Raw genomic sequence first — 19,951 nt, forward strand, 5'->3', positions numbered from 1 at the left:
ATCAAAGTCAATTGATTGGAGGCATTTGTTACGCAATTGTTATATAGTTCTAAAGATATATGGCTAACATTTCCTAAGGGTGCAAATTACAGGGGATTTAGACTTATAAAAAGAAAAATAATTACACATTCATATATTCCCTATTGGCGCTTTTTGGTTTACAGATGAGACCGTTTCTCATATAATTTATGTAACCAAGTTTCATGTGATGAAACATGAGGAGGGCATTATGCCATGGAAGACCGTAAGTTAACCGTCCGGGCTGTAGAACGGGCGCTGGATATATTATTATGTTTTACAACACGCAGTGATCTGGGACTGACTGAAATCGCCAGTCAGATCGGTCTGCATAAAAGTACAGTGCATCGTCTGATGGCTACACTGGAGGATAGAGGATTTGTCATCCGGGATGCAGCGACCGAGAAGTATCGACTTGGCATACGGATTTGGGAGCTGTCTGCCCATATGTCACGTAGCGATGACCCGGCCATTCTGCTTCTTCCTGCGATGGAGCGGTTGAGGGATCGACTGGGCGAGACGGTGAGTTTATACCTGCGTGATGGCGGTGAGCGGATTCGGATTCAGGCGGTGCAGAGTGATCAGGCAATTCGCCGCGTGGCTCCGGTTGGTGTCCGACTCCCACTATCGGTGGGTGCATCGAGCAAGGTGCTCATGGCATTTGCCACCGAAGAGGATCGGGAAGAGCTGATGAATGGGTCGGAGTGGCCGGTATTCATTGATCCCGAAATGTTTTTGGCGCAGATGAAGGACATTAGGGAGAATGGATATGCGACAAGTTATGAGGAGCGTGAGCCGGGAGCTGCTGCGGTTTCTGTACCCATCATGGACCGAAAAGGCAACATTGCTGCGGCCTTGTCAGTGTCCGGCCCTGTTAGCCGGTTGTCTCAGGAGACGTTGCATGAATACGCACCTGTGCTGAAGGAAGCAGCCACGCAAATGGGGCTTATGTTATCCTAATCTTTAAATTTGGCATATAAAGGTTGTTTTTCTGGTCCGGTTGAGCTACTCTGTAATGGATGGCCCAGGGGGGCCAGTTTAATCTAATATGAACTGCGGCATACAAGTCGCAACTTGTTAACGTTACTGGGGGAGTCCGAATTGTCCGGACTGAGACGGAATCGCATGAGATTCCGGACCCTTTGCACCTGATCTGGATCATACCAGCGTAGGGAAGTAATCGGCGATACGACCACGAACACCACATAATGTGACTTATGAATGGACTCCGCTATGGAGCCTGGATAAGGTGCATTAGTGGTGATGGACATAAGCCGGTTCCTTCGGGAACCGGCTTTTTTATATACAGGAAACAGGCGGAAGCGGATGTCAGCTGCTTTGCTTTTGGACAAAGTGACGGGTGGAGTTACCAGAGCTGGATAGATAAAGTTTGCCTCAACTGCCGATGTTACCTGTAATGAGATGTCCTTATCTTCTGACGTATAATCGCTCTTTCTTTTCTGGGTTGTGCATGATTTGGGACGGGGCGTAAGCAAGCAAACCAAACCAAGCGATCAATAATGAGGAGGAGAAAAGAACGATGAGTACAGGAGAACAAACCATAGGACAAGACAAGCAGGATCAGCAGTTGGAAAAGGAAACCGGGGCGGCCGGACGGGTTCAGCCCTTCCCGGGCAGCCGCAAAGTATACATTCAGGGCTCACGACCGGATATCGCTGTACCAGAGCGTGAGATTGCCCTTCATGACACGAATACTCCCCAAGGGGTGGAGCATAATGCGCCGCTGCGTGTCTACGATACGAGCGGACCGATGACCGATCCCGAATTTCATGCCGATATTCGGGTAGGGTTGCCGGCGCTCCGTACCCGCTGGATTACGGAGCGAGGAGACGTTGAAGCATACCAGGGACGAACGGTTAAACCGGAAGACAACGGACTGAAACCGGGAGGAAGAAAAGCGGGAGCCGAGGAGTATCCAGGCTTGCGTGGCAAGCCGTTACGGGGACAAGCAGGACGCTGTGTAACCCAGATGCACTATGCCCGGCAGGGGATCATTACGCCAGAGATGGAGTTCGCCGCTATTCGCGAGAGTGTGGAACCGGAATTTGTGCGGCAGGAGATCGCAAGTGGTCGAGCGATCTTACCGTCAAACATCAATCACCCTGAGAGTGAGCCGATGCTGATTGGGCGTCATTTTCACGTAAAGATCAACGCTAACATCGGTAACTCTGCTGTATCTTCCTCCATTGAGGAAGAGGTGGAGAAGATGACCTGGGCCGTACGCTGGGGGTCGGATACGGTGATGGATCTTTCCACAGGCAAGGACATCCATACCACCCGAGAATGGATTATTCGCAATTCGCCTGTACCGATCGGCACGGTGCCGCTCTATCAGGCGCTGGAGAAGGTGAATGGCGAAGCCGAGGCGCTGACCTGGGAGTTGTATCGTGATACGCTCATTGAGCAGGCGGAGCAGGGTGTAGACTACTTTACAATCCATGCAGGCGTACTACTGCGTTACATCCCCATGACAGCCAAACGGATGACGGGCATTGTGTCACGCGGCGGGTCCATTATGGCAGCATGGTGCCTTGCGCATCATCAGGAGAATTTTTTGTACACCCATTTTGAAGAAATCTGCGAGATTATGAAAAGGTATGACGTAGCGTTCTCTCTCGGAGATGGACTGCGTCCAGGGAGCATCTACGATGCCAATGACGAAGCTCAGATGGCAGAATTGGCTACACTCGGGGAACTCACGCAGATTGCGTGGAAGCATGATGTACAGGTCATGATCGAAGGTCCTGGGCATGTACCGATGCACAAGATTAAGGAGAATGTCGATCTGCAAATGGAGATTTGCAAAGAGGCGCCGTTCTATACGCTGGGGCCGCTGACAACCGATATTGCACCGGGATACGATCACATTACCTCAGCCATTGGGGCGGCAATGATTGGTTGGTTCGGTACGTCCATGCTTTGTTACGTTACGCCAAAAGAACATCTGGGCCTGCCCAACAAGGATGATGTGCGCGAAGGCGTCATCGCCTACAAAATCGCTGCTCATGCCGCTGATCTGGCGAAAGGCCATCCACGCGCGCAGCGCCGGGATGATGCCCTGTCCAAAGCGCGCTTCGAGTTCCGCTGGCGGGACCAGTTTAACCTGTCGTTGGACCCGGAACGTGCGCTTTCCTACCATGATGAGACGTTGCCAGCAGAAGGGGCCAAAGAAGCCCATTTTTGCTCCATGTGCGGGCCGAAGTTCTGCAGTATGCGGATTACGCAGGATATACGTGCTTTTGCCGCGGACAAAGGATTGTCTGAGACTGAGGCTGTAACTGCGGGCATGCAGGAAAAGGCCGAGGAATATCGGACGCGATCGTAAGCGTTATTAAAGCGCAATCTGGGCTGCCTGAAATAGTGCAAAAGCCGTTCCTCTCTGTGATCGTGGAGAAGAACCGTTTTGCTTAGTGGTGTATTGTATGTGCTTTATCTAAAAGACAAGTATCCATACAACATATTTTTATCAGCTTTAGGTTGAATGTCTCACAGATGTTTAATAAAATGAATATAAGTAAAAAACAAATAAGAGTAGCCAGGCCAATGGCTACTCCTGCACAGCATTTGCGGTAGGTATTCCTCCGAGTGCAGCAAGTTCAGATGAAGTGACCCGTCAGGCCGTCAACCTGTGGCGGGTCACTTCTTTTTACGATCGATGTATGTCAGGAGCGCAATAATTAACATTGCGAACACGATTACGTCGTTGAAAGAGAAGTTCATAGGATCACCCCCCCCCACTGGAGGCAAGCCTATTTCCCACCACAAATTGGCAGTACAAAACGATTATACCATTTGAAATGCTCTTATTCGAGAGCATTTTTATTTTGTAAAAGGGGACCTATTTAGTGTTGTCTATATGCATTTTGTGATCGTGCTGCATCTCTTCAAAGCCGCCACTACCGCCGAGTTATGCCCAAATTCTTCTCCAAATACGCCGCAAGTGATGTCAGCGGACTATAAATCGCAATACCTGTGTCTGCGGTGACACGCGCCGCTGCTGGGGCCATAGATAACTGAGCGGCTATTACCGTTTTATTAGGGAACTGCCCAGCAACCTGCTGTAATCCTGCGCTCACCGCCGCTAGATAGCCTTCCTTATCGCCTCGCATAATTAGCTCAAATGTCCCTGGGATCAATACCTCTTCGATCCCTGCGGTTGCTGCCTCTGGTTGCTGTCCAGGCTCTTCATCTTGCTGCTGCAAAGCCTGATTCACCCGCGCCATCGTTCCTTCAACGGTTGCGGGGTTCGTAAACGCCAGTATGTATTTACCAGGATTCTGCCGCATCTCCTGCATCAACGGATCATCAATGCCGATTACAGGGATTGAAACTTGCTGTGATTCCTGTTCAAGTACCGCTGCAAACAGGGTACAGGTGACAAGGATGGCATCCGCATGACAGTGCGCGATCCATTGTAACGTCTGTGATACTTTCTCATGCGTAACTTCCTCGGTGAAATCAGCATCATGTTTGAGGCGATCCAGACCCGGATCGACATAGTGTACAAGTTCAACCTCATAAGGAGCAAGTGCTTCTTCAATCAGTGCAATGTTGGAATAGTGAGCGTGAAAACAGCCGATGGTGATCATCATACTTTCCTCCTGAAATGAAATATGTCTCAATACAGTGCCGTAGATATTTAACCCATTATAGAGATATGACAATAGACTGTACATATGTAAGATGCTGATGTAACAAGAATTAAAATAAAAACGCGAATAACCGCTCATCCACATCATTGCGGAAGAACGGTGAACACCACGCAAACAGGTCTGGACTCGCTTCTCATTTCATTTATCGCAACGCAGGGGAAGCATTCTTTTTCGCCATTTTTTGCTGTAAAATTTCATGAAAGGATAGACCTTGAGTGTTCTCATTCTCCTTTTTGGGAGCAGTGGTCGCCGTGTTGCGCGGATATTGGTGATTGTACGGGATCATTTGCTGAATAGGCATGCGGATCATCTTGGTTCCTCCTTTAATGCATTTTCGATATGCATATATGATTTTTGAATGATATGTATTGGACAGATCATCGTCCTTGTTACGCAAATAGGTACAAGTGACTTGTTAGACGAAATAGGCAAGGTATGGCGTAATTCCAATTGGATTGTAGTGATTTTACCCCGTTTTCAGGAGATGTAAACGTTTTTAGGGAAATTCAGGAGTAAAGGACTGCATATGTGAGGTTTGGTGTGGGAGGATGGAATCGGTTATTAAGTGAATAGTCCTAATTTTAAGGTATTCAATGGTACCGAAAATAAGACATATTGTATGGTTGAATAGGTAGGGTACATGCTAGCTAACTTGGTACCATGGTCGGGTTGTCGGGTTCATAACAGGGAAATTTTCGACGAATGGAACAATTAGAAACGCCAAAAAGCCGCCAGAAAACCTGGCAGCCTAACCTTATTTTGCATAAGTCAAGGAGACATCTTCAATCAGCCAGATATAGATCAAAACAGACCAATTTGGCTAAAGCTTGCTCAAAAAGCGTCCAAGATTGCAATCATGCAAAAAACGGGGCATATGGAAAGTGGAAGCGGGAACCAGCATGAATGAATCATAATTACTTTTTCTTATATTTCATGGCGAACAGCGATATACAGATCCACTTGTACGTTCTCAGGGTCCAGGCTTCGCTCGTCATAGAGTTCGAAATCTCCGGTAAATGTACGATCGCTCTGATTATTCCAGGCCCAAACCACACCCCAGGCTTCGCCAACGACTTCGGCCATCGGCCCCTTTCTGGAGGTGAATACTGCATACGTTGCAGGTGGCAGCTCAACGGAATGGATACCCGCAGGCAATGATTCGTTCGGACTCACCTCATGGCCCACCAGTATGGTGTATTCGCCGTTTATTCCATCTGTATAATCCGTGTAACAGCCATAACGGACGGCTTCGGGAGCTGGCAGGTGATCCGAGGCGAAGTAGCTGTTCCAGAGGCCCTGAATGCAGCCTTTGCCGCTGATCTCCATGGCGTTGGTCGTTCTTGCAGAAATACCTGCAAGGCGTTTTCCTGGAAGCGTCACATACCGAACGGGCTGGGCAGAGAACGCTTTATCTTGAGTTACCTGACCCGGATTAGCGAAAGAAGCTGAGCTCTCCGCCAGAGACTCTGCATTTTGATCAGCTGTAGTCGTGCGCCATCTTTTCAAAAAAGGAAGCTGGTTGCGCAGCATCGCCCTTGCTGATTCCTCGTCCATACCTTCTTGGTGGAGAATGGCAGTGCACTTTTCAAGCATGCCCTCCAACGTAAGATTGGGCTGCTCGAATTTGCCTTCTTGGTAACAATGGATACAGTATTCGCGAGTTGTACTTCCATCTGCTTCCGTTCCGAATTGGGCAGGGGCAGTTAGCGGCATTCCGCAGCTTTGGCATACAGTGACGTTCATTAATAAAATCCTCCTCGTTATGTGCAGCTTGAATATAGTTAAAGTATAACGAAGGGAACTAGACAACTGTCTGTCAGGTTTGAGGCGGAGCTTTATAATTTTGCACAATTTGTTCAGCAATACGGCAAATTTCTTCACGAATATGCAGAGGTTCCAGTACTTCAGCATCCGCGCCAAAGCCCAGAATGAATCCGTACAACCAGTTGTCCTCTGGAAACGCAACCTGGCTAATATAATATCCAACCCCATCAGGGATGACATTCTCGACACCGAACCACTCTTCCGCGACATGACGGACACGTGGGTGGAATCTCAGCGTGAGTGCAGCCTTATTGTCTGGACTCACCCATTCCTGCTGCCAGGGTCTATCCTGTGCGGTGATCGGCTTGCGTTCGAAGTTCCCTTGAGCAAGAGCGACATCTTGCATGCGCACGAGCTTGAACATGCGGAACTGATTGCGTTCATGGCAGAAGGCGTACAGGTACCAGGAATGTTTTTTGAGTACTAGGGTGTGCGGATCGGTCGTTCGATGGGTCTGGGTACCCTCGGCATTGCAATAGGTAAACGTGATTGGACGTAGCTGATCCAGCCCCTGTTCGATGGTTTGCAGTTTAATTTGCAGAGATTCGGGATGTATCCACATCGAATAATCAACAATGAAGCGGTTGGTATTGGCCTGGAAATCGCCATTCTTGGCTTTGGGAACGATGCTGCTGAGTTTCTCCATTAATAGATCAAGAGCCACATTGGCATGGGAGGTGGAGACACTGCGCAGCGCTGTGACAATGGAAGCCAGATCTTTGTCGGTCAGAATGTTGCGGTCAAGCCGATAGCCCTCTGCAAGGCCAATCCCACCGCTTGCGCCCTGATAGGTGACGACAGGAATACCCGCTTGTCCCAGCGTGTCTATATCCCGGTAAATGGTACGGATGGATACTTCAAACGTATCCGCCAGATCCTTGGCCTGTATCCGGCCATGATTGATCAACAGTACAACGATGGCTAATAAACGATCCAGTTTCATATATTAGATTCCTTTCAATCATTTCGATCTATATCTTATTTATTGGAAAAATTCGCTCTTTGGATTTATGCAAATGGCTCAGTTATAAATTGGACTCAGATGTGTTATATTGTTGAGCATCACATATAGGAGAGGAATAAGCAATGAAGCGTATTACGATTTTGATCGCAGATGATGAAGTTGAGATCGCTGATCTGGTTGCGTTGCACTTGCAAAAAGAAGGATATCACATCATCAAGGCATATGATGGGAAGGCGGCGGTTCAAGCCGTTCAGACCCAAGCGATAGATTTGGCCATTCTGGATATTATGATGCCGGGTATGGATGGGTATGAGGTGACCCGCAAGATTCGGGAGCAATACCATCTGCCTATCATTTTTCTGAGTGCCAAAACCTCGGACATGGATAAAATCACCGGGCTTGTGATGGGCGCGGACGATTACATGACCAAGCCATTTAACCCGATGGAACTGGTTGCCCGGGTGAATTCACAACTGCGCCGTTCCCTTCAATTCAGCCAGTCTGCATCGGTCCAGCGCTCCATTCTGGAGAAAGGCGGGCTTATCATATCTCCAGATCAGCATAGCGTCACCCTATACGGCAAGCCGGTAGAACTAACACCGAAGGAATTTGACATCCTGTATCTGCTCGCGAGTCATCCCAAACAAGTGTTCAGTGCGGAGAGTCTCTTCGAACAGGTGTGGGGAGAGGCTTATTATGAGAGCGGTAATACCGTTATGGTTCATATTCGGACCCTGCGCAAGAAGCTTGGGGAAGATGTGGACAAGAACAAGTTTATCAAAACCATCTGGGGTGTGGGGTACACGTTTAATGAATAAACGTAGAAGTTTTCGAACGACCATGATTCTGTTGCTTGGTTTAAGTATGTCTGCATCCGGCGCGATTACCTTTGGTGTATATAAACTGATGCAATACTATTACATGAGTGTGCGTGCAGAAGATCCGATCGTGCAATATCGTCATTTAATGAGAAGTATTGGAGATATCTACTTTTTCCTCATCTTGTTTATTCCACTTGCCATCCTGTTTTTCTTCTGGTTTACCAAGCCTTATGTTACCTATTTCAAAGATATCTCCACCGGTATCCGGCATCTCGCAAGTGGTGACTTTCAGCATCGTGTACAGATTTCGACGAAGGACGAGCTGGGTGCGATTGCAGAGGATATCAATCTGGCCAATCTGAAGCTCAAGGAAGCGGTAGAACGAGGAGATTTTGCGGAAAACAGCAAGGATCAGCTGGTGGTAAACCTGGCGCATGATCTGCGTACCCCTTTAACCTCCGTCCTAGGTTATCTGGATCTGTTGATGAAAGATGATCAACTCACAGAGGAGCAGGTCAGGCACTTTACATCCATTGCGTTTACCAAATCCCAGCGTTTGGAGAAACTGATTGATGACTTGTTTGAGATTACCAGAATGAACTATGGCATGTTGCCGATTGAGAAAAAGAAACTTGATCTTAGTGAACTGCTGAGGCAGATGAACGAAGAGTTGTACCCCGTTTTTGAAAAGAACCATCTTGTCACCCGCCTTGATGTCGATTCCGAACTAACCATTTCTGGCGATGGTGAGCTGCTTGCGCGTGTGTTTGAGAACCTGTTAATCAATGCGGCCCGTCACGGTAAGGATGGTCTCTATGTGGATATCAACGGGCATTGTGATGCAGGAGAGGTTATCATTCAGGTCATGAACTATGGCGGACATATTCATCCAGATGATCTGCCTCATATCTTCGATATGTACTATACCGGGGATCGTGCCAGGACACCTCAGGAAGGTGGAACAGGTCTGGGCCTGTTTATCGCCAAAAATATTGTGGAGCAGCATGATGGGTCTATTTCGGCCCAAAGTGATGTGGTACGGACCGTTTTTGAAGTTCGTCTGCCTGCTTTAGAATGAAGTCATATGTTAACTTAAGAAAAACTTTAGAATTGCCCTACTTTTTTTTAACTAGTTTTCTCTATCCTTGAATCATACGAGGTACTAGGAGGAACATGGAATGAAAAAGTGGGGATTTTTGATATGTATCATTGTATTGGGATATTTTTTGATTAAGTCACCTGCATGGCTTCAACAGCAGAAAGAAGCGAATGTGAAAATTCAGGATACGGTTGAAATTCCAGCGGGATACAACGAAACAATCAGCTTGGATATGAAGAATCAAGTACATAAAGGTAATTTATTGCTCGTTAATTCGGAATATCCTGTTCATCCGGAGGGGATTCAAACCGATATTGTGAATCTGGCTGAACAACATGAACTGGCCCGTGGATACGGATTGCTGGATCAGAATATATTGTTGTCACGGTTGGTAGGGGAAAAGTTCCAGAAGATGATTGAAGCAGCCGGGGAAGATGATGTGCGATATTTTCTCATTAGCAGTGGTTATCGGGACTTTGAAAAACAGCAACAATTATACGAGGAAATGGGTTCGGATTATGCGCTTCCTGCGGGTTACAGTGAACATAATCTGGGCTTGTCCATAGATGTAGGCTCTACCCTGACTACCATGAGTGAAGCGCCAGAAGGAGCTTGGTTGGAGAAGAATGCATGGAAATACGGATTCATTTTGCGTTACCCGAAGGATAAAGTGAACATTACTGGAATTCAATTCGAACCATGGCATTTCCGATATGTGGGACTGCCGCATAGTGCTGTCATGTATAACAATGATCTGGTGCTGGAGGAATATTTGGAACTGTTGCAACATAAGAAGGGTATATCCGCTGAAGTCGGGGACATGCACTATGATGTGCGCTATTATGATGCATCCAAAGATAAGACCATTAACATACCTGAACATGACCGATACGAGATATCGGGAGACAACATGAAGGGAGTCATCGTGACGGTGGAGGAATAACAACAAGAAATAAATGGAGGTCATTATGAAACCTAAGGAGTATAACATCAGGATGTTATGGGTCGCGGCATTGAGCGTTTATCTGTATCTGTTAACCAAGCTGATTTTGTTCAAGTGGCATATGATGGAGTGGGACATCGTGAGGGTTCAACTCATGGCGTTTGTACAACAACCGGATTTGATTCATACACGTACCGTTAACCTGACGCCTTTTCAGGAAATTTCAAGAGACTGGCATAGCCTGTCGTTACATCATCCAGGTACCGCGATTCATCTGCTCGGCAATATCATGGCTTTTATCCCATTGGGCATCTTCATTCCAGTGCTTATGGGAAACAAGCTGTTGTCAGGGGCAAAAGTACTCGTACTTTCCTTGCTCTTGAGTTTTGCTTTTGAAGTGACACAGCTATTGACGGGCATGGGCATATTTGACGTGGATGACCTAATGCTGAACACCTTTGGTGGCATGATCGGTTATGTTCTGTATACCATACTTATGAGCATGAAGCGAATGATTCTTGGAGGAACGGCTGGCACTGTGAAAAAAGGAGTATAATTCAAATCAGACTCGCGTGTAAGGAGGGGAGCATTTGATTTTCTTGGCTGCTTTAATGATTGGCACAGGTATTATATTTATTGTTCGTCCACGCTATGTAACACATTCTTCGTATAATCGAGGGACGGATCGGACGATATCGAGATGGATTGGGTACTCGCTGATGATCATGTCGTGTTTGTTTCTGATCTTGGGTACACTGCAATGGCTGGATCAGGCTTCACACCATGTTGGACACTAGAAAGAAGTTGGTTTCAAGCAACAAGGAGTGGTAAGGTTTGCGAATGGGATTGTTAATAAGGTAGAGTAGAGATGATGCCCCTATGAACCCACATCCTAACAAGGAGTACATATATTGTATCTATTGGCTAAACAACTCACAGGAAGAATGAAAGCGATCATAGAAATTGAAAGTGAAATTGCAGAAGCTGAGAGCGATCACCAAGATGAAGAAGTAGTGCGTAGTTTAGAACAGAAAAGATCTGAATGGATAAGAACGTTTACCCGTGATGAGTTACTGGTCATCAAAACGGTAATGAATGTTGGAAGATCGGAGAGAGGGTATCGATTCCATTTTAACTCGAATGAAATTGAAATCATTCACCTACCGATTGAGTTGAACGAGCATGAGTTAATGCAGAAATATTCCTACTATTTAATACATAAGACCGAACGCGAACTTGTGGACGGCATCGAATATTATACGGCTGTGTCGGAACAACTGAAAGAAGGTATGGAGATATTGAAACTCTGAACCGCGATCAAATTAAGCTGTAGGGGGTCTGCAAGATGATAATGAAAATAGTTGTCTATAGCATTGATGAGTTCTATTATTATGTCCCCGATCAATATGCAGATCAGATGGAAAAGTGGAGAATTGAATTTTCTGATTTTTTGCAGAGTATAGAGGGAAAACACCTGTTCACACAATATATGGAGTCTATTGATCATGAGGGCAATACAGAATATGGTGTTTTTGTTCGTTGTTACGGGGGAGATGATTTTATGGACTGGATTAACGTTGAGAAATTAAACTGCAGGGGTATATATCGCATTCCTTCACCATCTGATGATTCGGAAGTTGGATTGAAGATTGATTTTTAAACGTATCCCGATTATGAAAAGCAAAATCAAAAAGCTCCCCATCACCGTGCAAAGCACACGTGATGGGGAGCTTTTCTGTATAACTTAATTACATTAAATATGAATGTAATTAAGCTTTTTTCATCATTTGACGCAATACGGTTTGCAGGATACCACCGTTATGGTAGTAGTCCACGTCAACCATGCTGTCCAGACGAGCGATGACAGGGAAGTCGAACTGTGTACCGTCTTCACGAGTCACCGTTACTTTCAACTCTTGTCCTGGCTTCACGTCATTGCTGAGACCAGTAATGTCATACGTTTCGCGTCCGTTCAGACCTAGGCTGGACCAGCCGTGACCTTCCTGGAATTGCAATGGCATTACGCCCATGCCTACCAGGTTACTGCGGTGAATCCGCTCGAAGCTTTCCGCGATAACAGCTTTGACGCCGAGCAGGAATGTTCCTTTTGCCGCCCAGTCACGAGAGCTTCCTGTACCGTATTCTTTACCTGCGATAACAATCAGGTTCTGTCCTTCATCTTGATACTTCATGGAAGCATCGTAGATGGACATTTCTTCATCGGTTGGCAGGTATTTCGTAATACCACCCTCGGTGCCCGGAGCCACTTGGTTACGAATACGGATGTTGGCAAACGTACCACGCATCATGACTTCATGGTTACCACGACGTGAGCCGTAGGAGTTGAAGTCTTTGCGTTCTACGCCATGTTCTTTCAGGTACAGTCCAGCCGGGCTGGAAGGTGCGATATTACCCGCTGGCGAGATGTGATCCGTTGTTACGGAATCAGCAAGCAATGCCATTACGCGTGCAGAACGAATATCTGCAATATCAGTCAACTTGTCGCCAAGCTCCTGGAAGAACGGTGGATTCTGAATGTACGTGGAGTTCGGATCCCACTCGTACAATTCACCTTCAGGTACAGGAATCGTATTCCAACGTTCGTTAGCTGTAAATACGTTCTCGTATTTGTTGCGGAACATCTGTGCATTCAACGAGCGAGCGATGGCATCCTTGATTTCCTCGGAGCTAGGCCAGAGGTCTTTCAGGAATACAGGCTCATTGTTTGTATCATATCCGATTGGATCGGTAGCAAAATCAATATTAACTGTACCTGCGAGTGCATACGCCACAACGAGTGGTGGAGAAGCCAGGTAGTTTGCTTTGACCTGTGCATGCACACGGCCTTCAAAGTTACGGTTACCGGACAGTACAGCGGCTACCGTCATATCGTTCTCGGCAATCGCTTCGCTCACTTCGTCTGGCAACGGACCAGAGTTGCCGATACAAGTGGCGCAACCATATCCGGCAACGTTGAATCCGAGCTTGTCGAGGTATACGTTCAATCCCGATTTTTCCAGATACTCGGTAACAACGAGAGAGCCTGGAGTCAAGCTGCTTTTTACATAGCCTGGTCTAGTCAGACCACGTTCAACCGCTTTTTTCGCCAGCAGACCCGCTCCGAGCATTACACTTGGGTTGGATGTATTTGTGCAGCTTGTAATAGCCGCAATGACAACCGCGCCTGCTTTTAGTTCACTGGTGGAGCCGTCAGTGTGTTTGATAGGTACGATCTCTTCGATTTTCTCATCACTCAGTCCGTATCCGCCTTTATCGACAGGTGTACGGATGATGCTGTTGAAGCTTTCTTTCATTTGAGTAAGCTCGATGCGATCCTGTGGACGTTTTGGTCCGGCAAGACTTGGTACAACGGAAGCCAGATCAAGTTCAATCAGGTCTGTGAATTCAGGGTCAACCGTATCGGCGGTACGGAACATGTTCTGAGCTTTGTAATAAGCTTCAACCAGATCTACCTGTTCGTCCGAACGGCCGGTATTGCGCATATAGTTCAACGTTTCACTATCAACAGGGAAGAAACCAATCGTTGCGCCGTATTCCGGTGCCATATTGGCTACCGTTGCACGGTCAGCCAGACTGATATTAGAAAGTCCTGGTCCGTAGAACTCAACAAATTTGCCGACAACGCCTTTTTTACGCAGCATTTGGGTAACGGTGAGTGCAAGATCCGTTGCTGTTGCCCCTTCGCTCAGGCTGCCTGTCAATTTGAAACCAATAACGTCTGGTGTAACAAAGTAAAGCGGTTGGCCCAGCATGCCTGCTTCGGCCTCGATTCCGCCAACACCCCAGCCAACAACACCGAGTCCGTTGATCATGGTCGTGTGGGAATCCGTCCCTACGAGGGAATCCGGGAATACAACGGTTTCGCCGTCAATGGTTTTGGTTGCAGCCACGGAAGCCAGATACTCCAGGTTAACCTGGTGAACGATCCCTGTGGATGGAGGCACTGCACGGAAATTGTTAAATGCCGTTTGCGCCCAGCGCAAGAAGCGGTAACGCTCTTCGTTACGTTCGAATTCAACTTTGATATTGTAATCGAGTGCATCGTTCGTTCCGAATGCATCAACCATAACGGAGTGGTCAATAACGAGATCGACCGGTACGAGCGGATTGATCTGTTTTGGATCGCCACCCGCTTTTTTCACAGTATCACGCATCGCTGCAAGGTCAACGACAACCGGCACACCCGTGAAATCCTGCAGAACGATACGTGCAGGAATGAATGGAATTTCCTTGTTATTATCACGGCCATCTGCCCAGCCGGTCAGTTGTTTCACATGTTCTTCGGTAATGGCGCGTCCGTCAAATTGACGAACGGCTGCTTCGAGCAGCACTTTAATAGAGAAGGGAAGCTTGGAAAGGTCGCCGTAGCCGCCTTCCTGAAGAGCATCGAGACTGTAGTAGCGGTAAGACTTGCCACCGACCTCAAGAGTGCGGGCGGCGGAGAAATGGTTCTTTGCTGACATACATGTACCTCCTTAAAATGTGTCGGTGAGATGAAGAAAACGTTCATTTAGGTGAAGAACAAGCCTTCATCATTCCGTGTCCTCGTTCGTTGGTTTCATTAGGTGAAACGTAATTTCATAATCGTAACTTTAGTATTAAGTATAACGTTTTGGGCTCCGTACGTAAAGGGCTTTTTGCCTGCCCAGTCAAGCGATTGGCACTATGAAGGCGTTTTCTCGAAAAGGGTACAGCCTTGACCTTACCTGTAGGCATTATCCCCGGTTATGCCGCTTCAAAACAGAAGCAGACACATACAACTGAAAATTCTCTCATATAAATAGTAAGAGTTTATACGCATGGATTATTCCAGACAGAACTCATGCCAAAGGGGGACACAGGCTTGGAACGCGATTGGAAGAGTGCATTATATACCTACGTGAACCAGTATAATCGCTGTGAGATCGACTACCGTCCACAGACAAGCGAACGGATCGTTACCGATCCGGAATTTGTGCTGGAACGGGGAGAGCGGATGGCCAGATTGGACGAATGGTACCGTAAGCGGCGTGCCGTGCCTCTTCGCAGCGAGACCAGTGCCAAGCTTGTACGGACACTATTGGATGGGGCGGAAGAATCGGTGGTAGATGTGCAATTGTACAGCAAGCTGTTCTATGAGAAGAGTGGCCTGACCCATCGGGAAGACCGGATAGAACGGGAACGCCTGACCTTTCTTAGGCAGGGTGGCGTCTGGACTATTGCGCGGGTGGAACGTGAAGTTCCAGAACGTCGTCCAGTAGGGGAAGGACGTCCTTTTCAACATGCTGATTTTGTACAGGCGATTAACCGGCCCTTGCTTAACCGTGAAGTACTGGGACAGGGCAGAAGCTCACGGCAGCAATTGTATCGCAGGGATTTGGCTGTTGCCTACGCGGACCGGTGGTGGAATGCGGGCAATCCGGCATTTGAGGAATTCGAGGTGGACTGCACCAATTATGTGTCCCAATGTCTCTTTGCAGGGGAAGCGCCCATCCACTATACTGGTAGAAGAGAAGCAGGCTGGTGGTACAAAGGCTATGTGAATGGCTCCGAAATGTGGAGTTACAGCTGGGCAGTCTCCAATAGCCTGGAACGTTATTTATCCGGCAGTAGCTGGGGGCTGACTGCAATAGAAGTGGATCGGCCTGAGCAGCTGATGCTTGGGGATGTCATACTCTACGATTGGGATGGCGATGGCAGGTTCCAGCACAGTACTGTTGTGACCGCATTTGATGCGGGAGGCATGCCGCTTGTGAACGCACATACGGTCAGCAGCCGTCATCGCTATTGGGATTACCGGGATTCTTACGCTTGGACTGAGCAGACGGTGTACCGGCTTTTTCACATTGCCGATGAATTTTGATGGTGAGAAATTTTACGGGATTCGGTGACGTAGACGTCCAGTTACGTGTAAAATAAGTTCAGACAGCAGAATAAAAATGGTGCTGAGCATGCAGACATGACAGCACTATGCACAGATAATCGGAGGTTACACATGAGTATGGATAAATTAACAGTAGGCGTCGTTTACGGCGGGAAGTCAGGCGAGCATGAGGTGTCGCTGCAAACGGCGTTTGCTGTAACAAACGCATTTGATTATGAGAAGTATGAACTGGTTCCTTTTTATATCTCCAAGCAGGGGACGTGGAAAAAAGGATCTGTCATGCATGCGCCATTTGCGAAGATTGAAGATTTGAAATTGGAGCAGTCGGCGGGCGGTACCCAGGATGCGCTGAACGCGCTGTTTGGCCGCTTATACGGCGGGGCGGAAGCGATGGACGTTATGTTCCCGCTGCTGCACGGTACGTTTGGTGAGGATGGCACGATTCAGGGCATGTTTGAGATGGCAGATATGCCTTACGTTGGAGCAGGTGTACTGGCTTCGGCAGGTGGCATGGACAAAGTGGTCATGAAGAAGTTGTTCGCACAGGCTGGAATCGACCAATGTGCCTTTACGTATTTTAATGCTACACAGTGGAAGCAGTCCGAACACGAAATGATCGTACAGGTGGAAGATCAGCTCGGTTACCCTTGTTTTATCAAACCGGCGAATCTAGGCTCCAGTGTAGGGATCTCCAAAGCGCGGAACCGTGATGAGTTGAAGACAGCCATAGAGTTCGCACTGCGCTATGATACCAAAGTGGTCATTGAGGAGTTCGTTGAAGCACGTGAGGTTGAAGTCAGTGTACTGGGAAATGATGAGCCGATGGCTTCCGTACCGGGCGAGATCGTATCCTCCGGAGATTATTATGACTATGCTGCCAAATACATCGATGGGCAATCACAGATGCTGATTCCTGCTCCGCTTGATCCAGAGGCGGCAGATCGAATTCGTGAGGCAGCATTGCAGGCGTTCCGTGCGATTGAAGGCAATGGCATTTCCCGCGCAGATTTTTTCATCCGCAAGTCGGATGGTGCACTGCTTATTAATGAGGTAAACACTATGCCGGGTTTCACTCCATACAGCATGTATCCGCTCTTGTGGCGTGAGACAGGCGTATCGTATGCCGAGCTGCTGGATCGCATGATTGAGCTGGCATTGGAACGTTACAACCGCAAGCAGGCACTGAACTACGAGAACGGCGTACAGGCCTAAACGCCTAAACGCAAAATATAGACGATATAAAGGAGGGATATTCATGGGATTTCAGACTGAATTCAATTCCGTATGCAAATTCAAGAACGAGCAAGAACTGTTCGAACTGCTTGAATACGGCCGTGGCAAAATGGTCAAACAAGGCCTTCGGGTATTTCCCACGGGGCAGAAAGTGATCGCTTATACTCCAGATAACGTGGCGGTAGCCATCGTGAAGATCATGGTTTCCATTGCGGAAATCAACTTCCAGGGTCAAGAAGTAACCGAGGTGGAGATGCAATTGATTCGCAAGCTGACCGAAGAAGAGTCGCGCGTTCAGACCTTGCTTGCGGACGAGATGTTTTTTGGGGAACAGGCAGAGGGGTAACGTATTATACATGAACCGGAACGGATGTACCGATTTGTCCCATTAACGATTATGGTCACTCTTTTAGGGTAAAACTTGGTTATATACAGTGACGGTAAGACCTGATGGTTTTACATGCCATGCAGGAATGCCGCCCTAAATAGAGAGGAAGAAATTCATGCTTGTACGTTTTGGCTACGTGGCGATGTCCGTGCTTGTGGAGAATGCTTCACCTTCCCGGACCATGACTATGTCCAGTTTCAAGAAAATCGATGACAGGGAAGCGGCGATTCGCAAGCTGGAACGGATTGCGGCCGAGAATCTGCATAATACATTACGTTTGCTCAGACACAACAAAGGCAGCCATATTCATGTATATCGTTTCTCATCCAAGTTAATTCCGCTGGCAACACATGAGGATCTAAGTGATTGGGACCCGTTTCCTGCGCTCAAGCAGGAATTTGCCGCCATTGGGAATTTTGTGAAAGAGGACAAGATGCGTGTTTCTTTCCACCCGGATCATTTTACGGTACTCAGTACGCCTCGTGAGGAAGTACTGCGCAACTCGATGCGCGACCTTCGTCATCATGTTCGGATGCTGGATGCGATGGGTCTGAATGCCACTGCCAAGAACAATATACATATTGGTGGGGCATATGGGGACAAGCCTTCGGCGGCACTTCGTTTTGAAGATAACTTTCTGAAGCTGGACCGGGATATTCAGGAACGTCTGACGCTCGAAAATGATGACAAAACGTTCAATGCGCCCGAGACATTTGCGGTATGTCAGCGCTTGGGATTGCCGATGGTGTTGGATATCCATCATCAGTGGGTGAACAATGAAGGTGAGCAGCCGTGGGACCTGTGGCCTGATATTTTGAAGACATGGGAGTCCTCGCTTGCTCAGGCGGATTCACCGGCAGACAAACCTTTGCCGCCCAAAATTCACGTATCGAGTCCCAAGAGTGAGAAGGACCTGCGCGGTCATGCCGACGGCGTAGAAGTGGAACCGTTGCTTACATTTTTACGCCATATTGCAGCATATACGCCTGCCCTTGATGTGATGATTGAGGCCAAGCGCAAGGATGAAGCATTAGTGCAGTTGATGCAGAAACTGGCCTTCTATCACGAAGAGGGTGTGGAGTGGGTGGACGAGTCGACGGTCATCATTCATTCGTAGCGTCAAAAGGGGCCTGGGCAGTGAGAAACTTTGAGGCCCTTGAGACGTATACTTTTAACAAGTATTTCAACTTTTCGTAGATTGATATAGAAAGTAGAGTGAACGCTTTGAATGAGAAGGAAAAGATACCTTATGTCGTGACAAGCAAAAGCTATACTGCCGTCGCCATTAATGCAGCGTCCAAAGCTGGAGAGTGGATTAAGACCCGCCTTGGCACTGTGAGTGACCCTGGAACCAAATATTCGCCCCAGGATCTCGTGACCGAAGTGGACAAAGGAGCGGAACAGATGATCCGCCGCCTGATTCTCACGCATTTTCCCCAACATGCAATTCTGGGTGAAGAAGGCGTGGAACCGGGACCAGAAGCTTCAGCCAAGGCACTGAAAGAGGCACAGGATGAAGAGTATCTCTGGATTGTGGACCCGGTGGACGGAACGACAAACTTTGTACACGGATTCCCGTTTTATTCGGTGTCCATCGCTTTGGCTCATAAAGGTGAAGTGATTGTGGGTGTGATCTACGATCCTTCCCGGGACGAGATGTTTGTTGCGGAAAAAGGAAAAGGCGCCTATGTCCACGGAAACCGGATGGTTGTATCCGGTGAGCAGATTTTGACCGAGAGCCTGATCGCAGTTGGCTTCCCGCCGGATACGACCTTTGCCCTGCCAATCAACATGGCTGCTGTTCAAGCACTTGCACCGCAAGTACGCAATCTGCGGGCAGGTGGTTCTGCTGCCCTGCATCTGGCGTATGTTGCCGCAGGCCGTCTGAGCGCATACACCGAAATTGGACTGAAACCATGGGATCTGGCCGCAGGCGCACTGCTGGTTGAAGAATCCGGCGGCAAGGTTACCGATACGATCGGAACGCCTTACCAACTGTCTGTAAGTCATATCGTTGCCAGCAACGGCAAGATCCACGATGCACTGACGGGTGTGCTGAAGGAAGCGAAAGCAACCGGTATGGAGTGAGTTTAATTAAAGGAGC

General features: G+C 47.9%; 19 protein-coding genes and 1 riboswitch. Of the genes, 14 read left to right on the forward strand and 5 right to left on the reverse strand.

Annotation, left to right across the window (positions count from 1 at the left end):
- Nucleotides 1-234: 234 nt before the first annotated feature.
- On the forward strand, nucleotides 235-978 hold the full coding sequence (locus ACR32F_RS03240) for an IclR family transcriptional regulator (RefSeq protein ID WP_440116098.1): 744 nt from the start codon (nucleotides 235-237) through the stop codon (nucleotides 976-978).
- Between the two features lie 118 nt (nucleotides 979-1,096).
- Nucleotides 1,097-1,210: riboswitch (TPP riboswitch) on the forward strand.
- Between the two features lie 348 nt (nucleotides 1,211-1,558).
- Nucleotides 1,559-3,364 carry a phosphomethylpyrimidine synthase ThiC gene (gene thiC / locus ACR32F_RS03245; RefSeq protein ID WP_440116100.1) on the forward strand — a complete coding sequence of 602 codons (1,806 nt, stop codon included), beginning with the start codon at nucleotides 1,559-1,561 and terminating at the stop codon, nucleotides 3,362-3,364.
- A 571-nt stretch (nucleotides 3,365-3,935) separates the two neighbouring features.
- Here thiC and ACR32F_RS03250 read toward each other — a convergent pair.
- The 4 genes from ACR32F_RS03250 to ACR32F_RS03265 form a co-directional block, all read right to left on the reverse strand.
- The gene (locus tag ACR32F_RS03250) at nucleotides 3,936-4,631 is read right to left on the reverse strand and encodes an aspartate/glutamate racemase family protein (RefSeq protein WP_440116102.1); all 696 of its coding nucleotides are present in this window, start codon (nucleotides 4,629-4,631) and stop codon (nucleotides 3,936-3,938) included.
- 202 nt (nucleotides 4,632-4,833) lie between these two features.
- A complete protein-coding gene (locus ACR32F_RS03255) occupies nucleotides 4,834-5,001 on the reverse strand; it encodes a hypothetical protein (RefSeq protein ID WP_440116104.1) in 168 nt (55 codons plus the stop codon).
- Between the two features lie 614 nt (nucleotides 5,002-5,615).
- Nucleotides 5,616-6,434: a zinc ribbon domain-containing protein gene (locus ACR32F_RS03260; protein WP_440116106.1), complete on the reverse strand. Its 819-nt coding sequence runs from the start codon at nucleotides 6,432-6,434 to the stop codon at nucleotides 5,616-5,618.
- A gap of 73 nt (nucleotides 6,435-6,507) precedes the next feature.
- Entirely contained in the window at nucleotides 6,508-7,458 is a 951-nt protein-coding gene (locus ACR32F_RS03265; RefSeq protein ID WP_440116108.1) for a helix-turn-helix transcriptional regulator, read from the reverse strand.
- 143 nt (nucleotides 7,459-7,601) lie between these two features.
- On the opposite strand from ACR32F_RS03265, the gene ACR32F_RS03270 reads away from it, so the two are divergent.
- From ACR32F_RS03270 to ACR32F_RS03300, 7 genes are all read left to right on the forward strand, one after another.
- Nucleotides 7,602-8,297: a response regulator transcription factor gene (locus ACR32F_RS03270; RefSeq protein ID WP_440116110.1), complete on the forward strand. Its 696-nt coding sequence runs from the start codon at nucleotides 7,602-7,604 to the stop codon at nucleotides 8,295-8,297.
- Nucleotides 8,290-9,378 (forward strand): ATP-binding protein, encoded by a 1,089-nt coding sequence (locus ACR32F_RS03275; protein WP_440116112.1) that lies wholly within the window; start codon nucleotides 8,290-8,292, stop codon nucleotides 9,376-9,378. The genes ACR32F_RS03270 and ACR32F_RS03275 overlap by 8 nt, the downstream gene beginning before the upstream one ends.
- A 100-nt stretch (nucleotides 9,379-9,478) precedes the next feature.
- Nucleotides 9,479-10,342 carry a M15 family metallopeptidase gene (locus tag ACR32F_RS03280; protein WP_440116114.1) on the forward strand — a complete coding sequence of 288 codons (864 nt, stop codon included), beginning with the start codon at nucleotides 9,479-9,481 and terminating at the stop codon, nucleotides 10,340-10,342.
- 25 nt (nucleotides 10,343-10,367) lie between these two features.
- Complete coding sequence (locus ACR32F_RS03285) at nucleotides 10,368-10,898, forward strand: VanZ family protein (protein WP_440116116.1); 531 nt, start codon at nucleotides 10,368-10,370, stop codon at nucleotides 10,896-10,898.
- Between the two features lie 34 nt (nucleotides 10,899-10,932).
- On the forward strand, nucleotides 10,933-11,139 hold the full coding sequence (locus ACR32F_RS03290) for a hypothetical protein (protein WP_440116118.1): 207 nt from the start codon (nucleotides 10,933-10,935) through the stop codon (nucleotides 11,137-11,139).
- Nucleotides 11,140-11,253: 114 nt separating this feature from the next.
- Complete coding sequence (locus tag ACR32F_RS03295) at nucleotides 11,254-11,652, forward strand: hypothetical protein (RefSeq protein ID WP_440116120.1); 399 nt, start codon at nucleotides 11,254-11,256, stop codon at nucleotides 11,650-11,652.
- Nucleotides 11,653-11,687: 35 nt separating this feature from the next.
- A complete protein-coding gene (locus ACR32F_RS03300) occupies nucleotides 11,688-12,002 on the forward strand; it encodes a hypothetical protein (protein WP_440116122.1) in 315 nt (104 codons plus the stop codon).
- Between the two features lie 109 nt (nucleotides 12,003-12,111).
- Here ACR32F_RS03300 and acnA read toward each other — a convergent pair whose 3' ends face one another.
- Nucleotides 12,112-14,826, reverse strand: coding sequence for an aconitate hydratase AcnA (gene acnA, locus ACR32F_RS03305; RefSeq protein ID WP_440116124.1), 2,715 nt, complete (start codon nucleotides 14,824-14,826; stop codon nucleotides 12,112-12,114).
- 359 nt (nucleotides 14,827-15,185) lie between these two features.
- On the opposite strand from acnA, the gene ACR32F_RS03310 reads away from it, so the two are divergent.
- The 5 genes from ACR32F_RS03310 to ACR32F_RS03330 all read left to right on the forward strand — a co-directional run bounded on the left by ACR32F_RS03310 (nucleotide 15,186) and on the right by ACR32F_RS03330 (nucleotide 19,935).
- Nucleotides 15,186-16,205 (forward strand): amidase domain-containing protein, encoded by a 1,020-nt coding sequence (locus ACR32F_RS03310; protein WP_440116126.1) that lies wholly within the window; start codon nucleotides 15,186-15,188, stop codon nucleotides 16,203-16,205.
- A gap of 132 nt (nucleotides 16,206-16,337) precedes the next feature.
- On the forward strand, nucleotides 16,338-17,438 hold the full coding sequence (locus ACR32F_RS03315) for a D-alanine--D-alanine ligase (RefSeq protein ID WP_440116128.1): 1,101 nt from the start codon (nucleotides 16,338-16,340) through the stop codon (nucleotides 17,436-17,438).
- Nucleotides 17,439-17,481: 43 nt separating this feature from the next.
- Entirely contained in the window at nucleotides 17,482-17,805 is a 324-nt protein-coding gene (locus tag ACR32F_RS03320) for a hypothetical protein (RefSeq protein ID WP_440116130.1), read from the forward strand.
- Between the two features lie 157 nt (nucleotides 17,806-17,962).
- Nucleotides 17,963-18,964, forward strand: a complete 1,002-nt coding sequence (gene uvsE, locus ACR32F_RS03325; protein WP_440116132.1) for a UV DNA damage repair endonuclease UvsE — start codon at nucleotides 17,963-17,965, stop codon at nucleotides 18,962-18,964.
- Between the two features lie 107 nt (nucleotides 18,965-19,071).
- Complete coding sequence (locus ACR32F_RS03330; protein WP_440116134.1) at nucleotides 19,072-19,935, forward strand: inositol monophosphatase family protein; 864 nt, start codon at nucleotides 19,072-19,074, stop codon at nucleotides 19,933-19,935.
- Nucleotides 19,936-19,951: the final 16 nt, after the last annotated feature.

Source organism: Paenibacillus hebaui (genome assembly GCF_051934385.1).
Taxonomy (GTDB): domain Bacteria; phylum Bacillota; class Bacilli; order Paenibacillales; family Paenibacillaceae; genus Paenibacillus.

Excerpts from the sequence above, each read along its gene's own strand:
- ACR32F_RS03240 (WP_440116098.1), top strand. The coding sequence starts at position 235 with ATGGAAGACCGTAAGTTAACCGTCCGGGCTGTAGAACGGGCGCTGGAT.
- thiC (WP_440116100.1), top strand. The coding sequence starts at position 1,559 with ATGAGTACAGGAGAACAAACCATAGGACAAGACAAGCAGGATCAGCAG.
- ACR32F_RS03250 (WP_440116102.1), bottom strand. The coding sequence starts at position 4,631 with ATGATGATCACCATCGGCTGTTTTCACGCTCACTATTCCAACATTGCA.
- ACR32F_RS03255 (WP_440116104.1), bottom strand. The coding sequence starts at position 5,001 with ATGATCCGCATGCCTATTCAGCAAATGATCCCGTACAATCACCAATAT.
- ACR32F_RS03260 (WP_440116106.1), bottom strand. The coding sequence starts at position 6,434 with ATGAACGTCACTGTATGCCAAAGCTGCGGAATGCCGCTAACTGCCCCT.
- ACR32F_RS03265 (WP_440116108.1), bottom strand. The coding sequence starts at position 7,458 with ATGAAACTGGATCGTTTATTAGCCATCGTTGTACTGTTGATCAATCAT.
- ACR32F_RS03270 (WP_440116110.1), top strand. The coding sequence starts at position 7,602 with ATGAAGCGTATTACGATTTTGATCGCAGATGATGAAGTTGAGATCGCT.
- ACR32F_RS03275 (WP_440116112.1), top strand. The coding sequence starts at position 8,290 with ATGAATAAACGTAGAAGTTTTCGAACGACCATGATTCTGTTGCTTGGT.
- ACR32F_RS03280 (WP_440116114.1), top strand. The coding sequence starts at position 9,479 with ATGAAAAAGTGGGGATTTTTGATATGTATCATTGTATTGGGATATTTT.
- ACR32F_RS03285 (WP_440116116.1), top strand. The coding sequence starts at position 10,368 with ATGAAACCTAAGGAGTATAACATCAGGATGTTATGGGTCGCGGCATTG.
- ACR32F_RS03300 (WP_440116122.1), top strand. The coding sequence starts at position 11,688 with ATGATAATGAAAATAGTTGTCTATAGCATTGATGAGTTCTATTATTAT.
- acnA (WP_440116124.1), bottom strand. The coding sequence starts at position 14,826 with ATGTCAGCAAAGAACCATTTCTCCGCCGCCCGCACTCTTGAGGTCGGT.
- ACR32F_RS03310 (WP_440116126.1), top strand. The coding sequence starts at position 15,186 with ATGCCAAAGGGGGACACAGGCTTGGAACGCGATTGGAAGAGTGCATTA.
- ACR32F_RS03315 (WP_440116128.1), top strand. The coding sequence starts at position 16,338 with ATGAGTATGGATAAATTAACAGTAGGCGTCGTTTACGGCGGGAAGTCA.
- ACR32F_RS03320 (WP_440116130.1), top strand. The coding sequence starts at position 17,482 with ATGGGATTTCAGACTGAATTCAATTCCGTATGCAAATTCAAGAACGAG.
- uvsE (WP_440116132.1), top strand. The coding sequence starts at position 17,963 with ATGCTTGTACGTTTTGGCTACGTGGCGATGTCCGTGCTTGTGGAGAAT.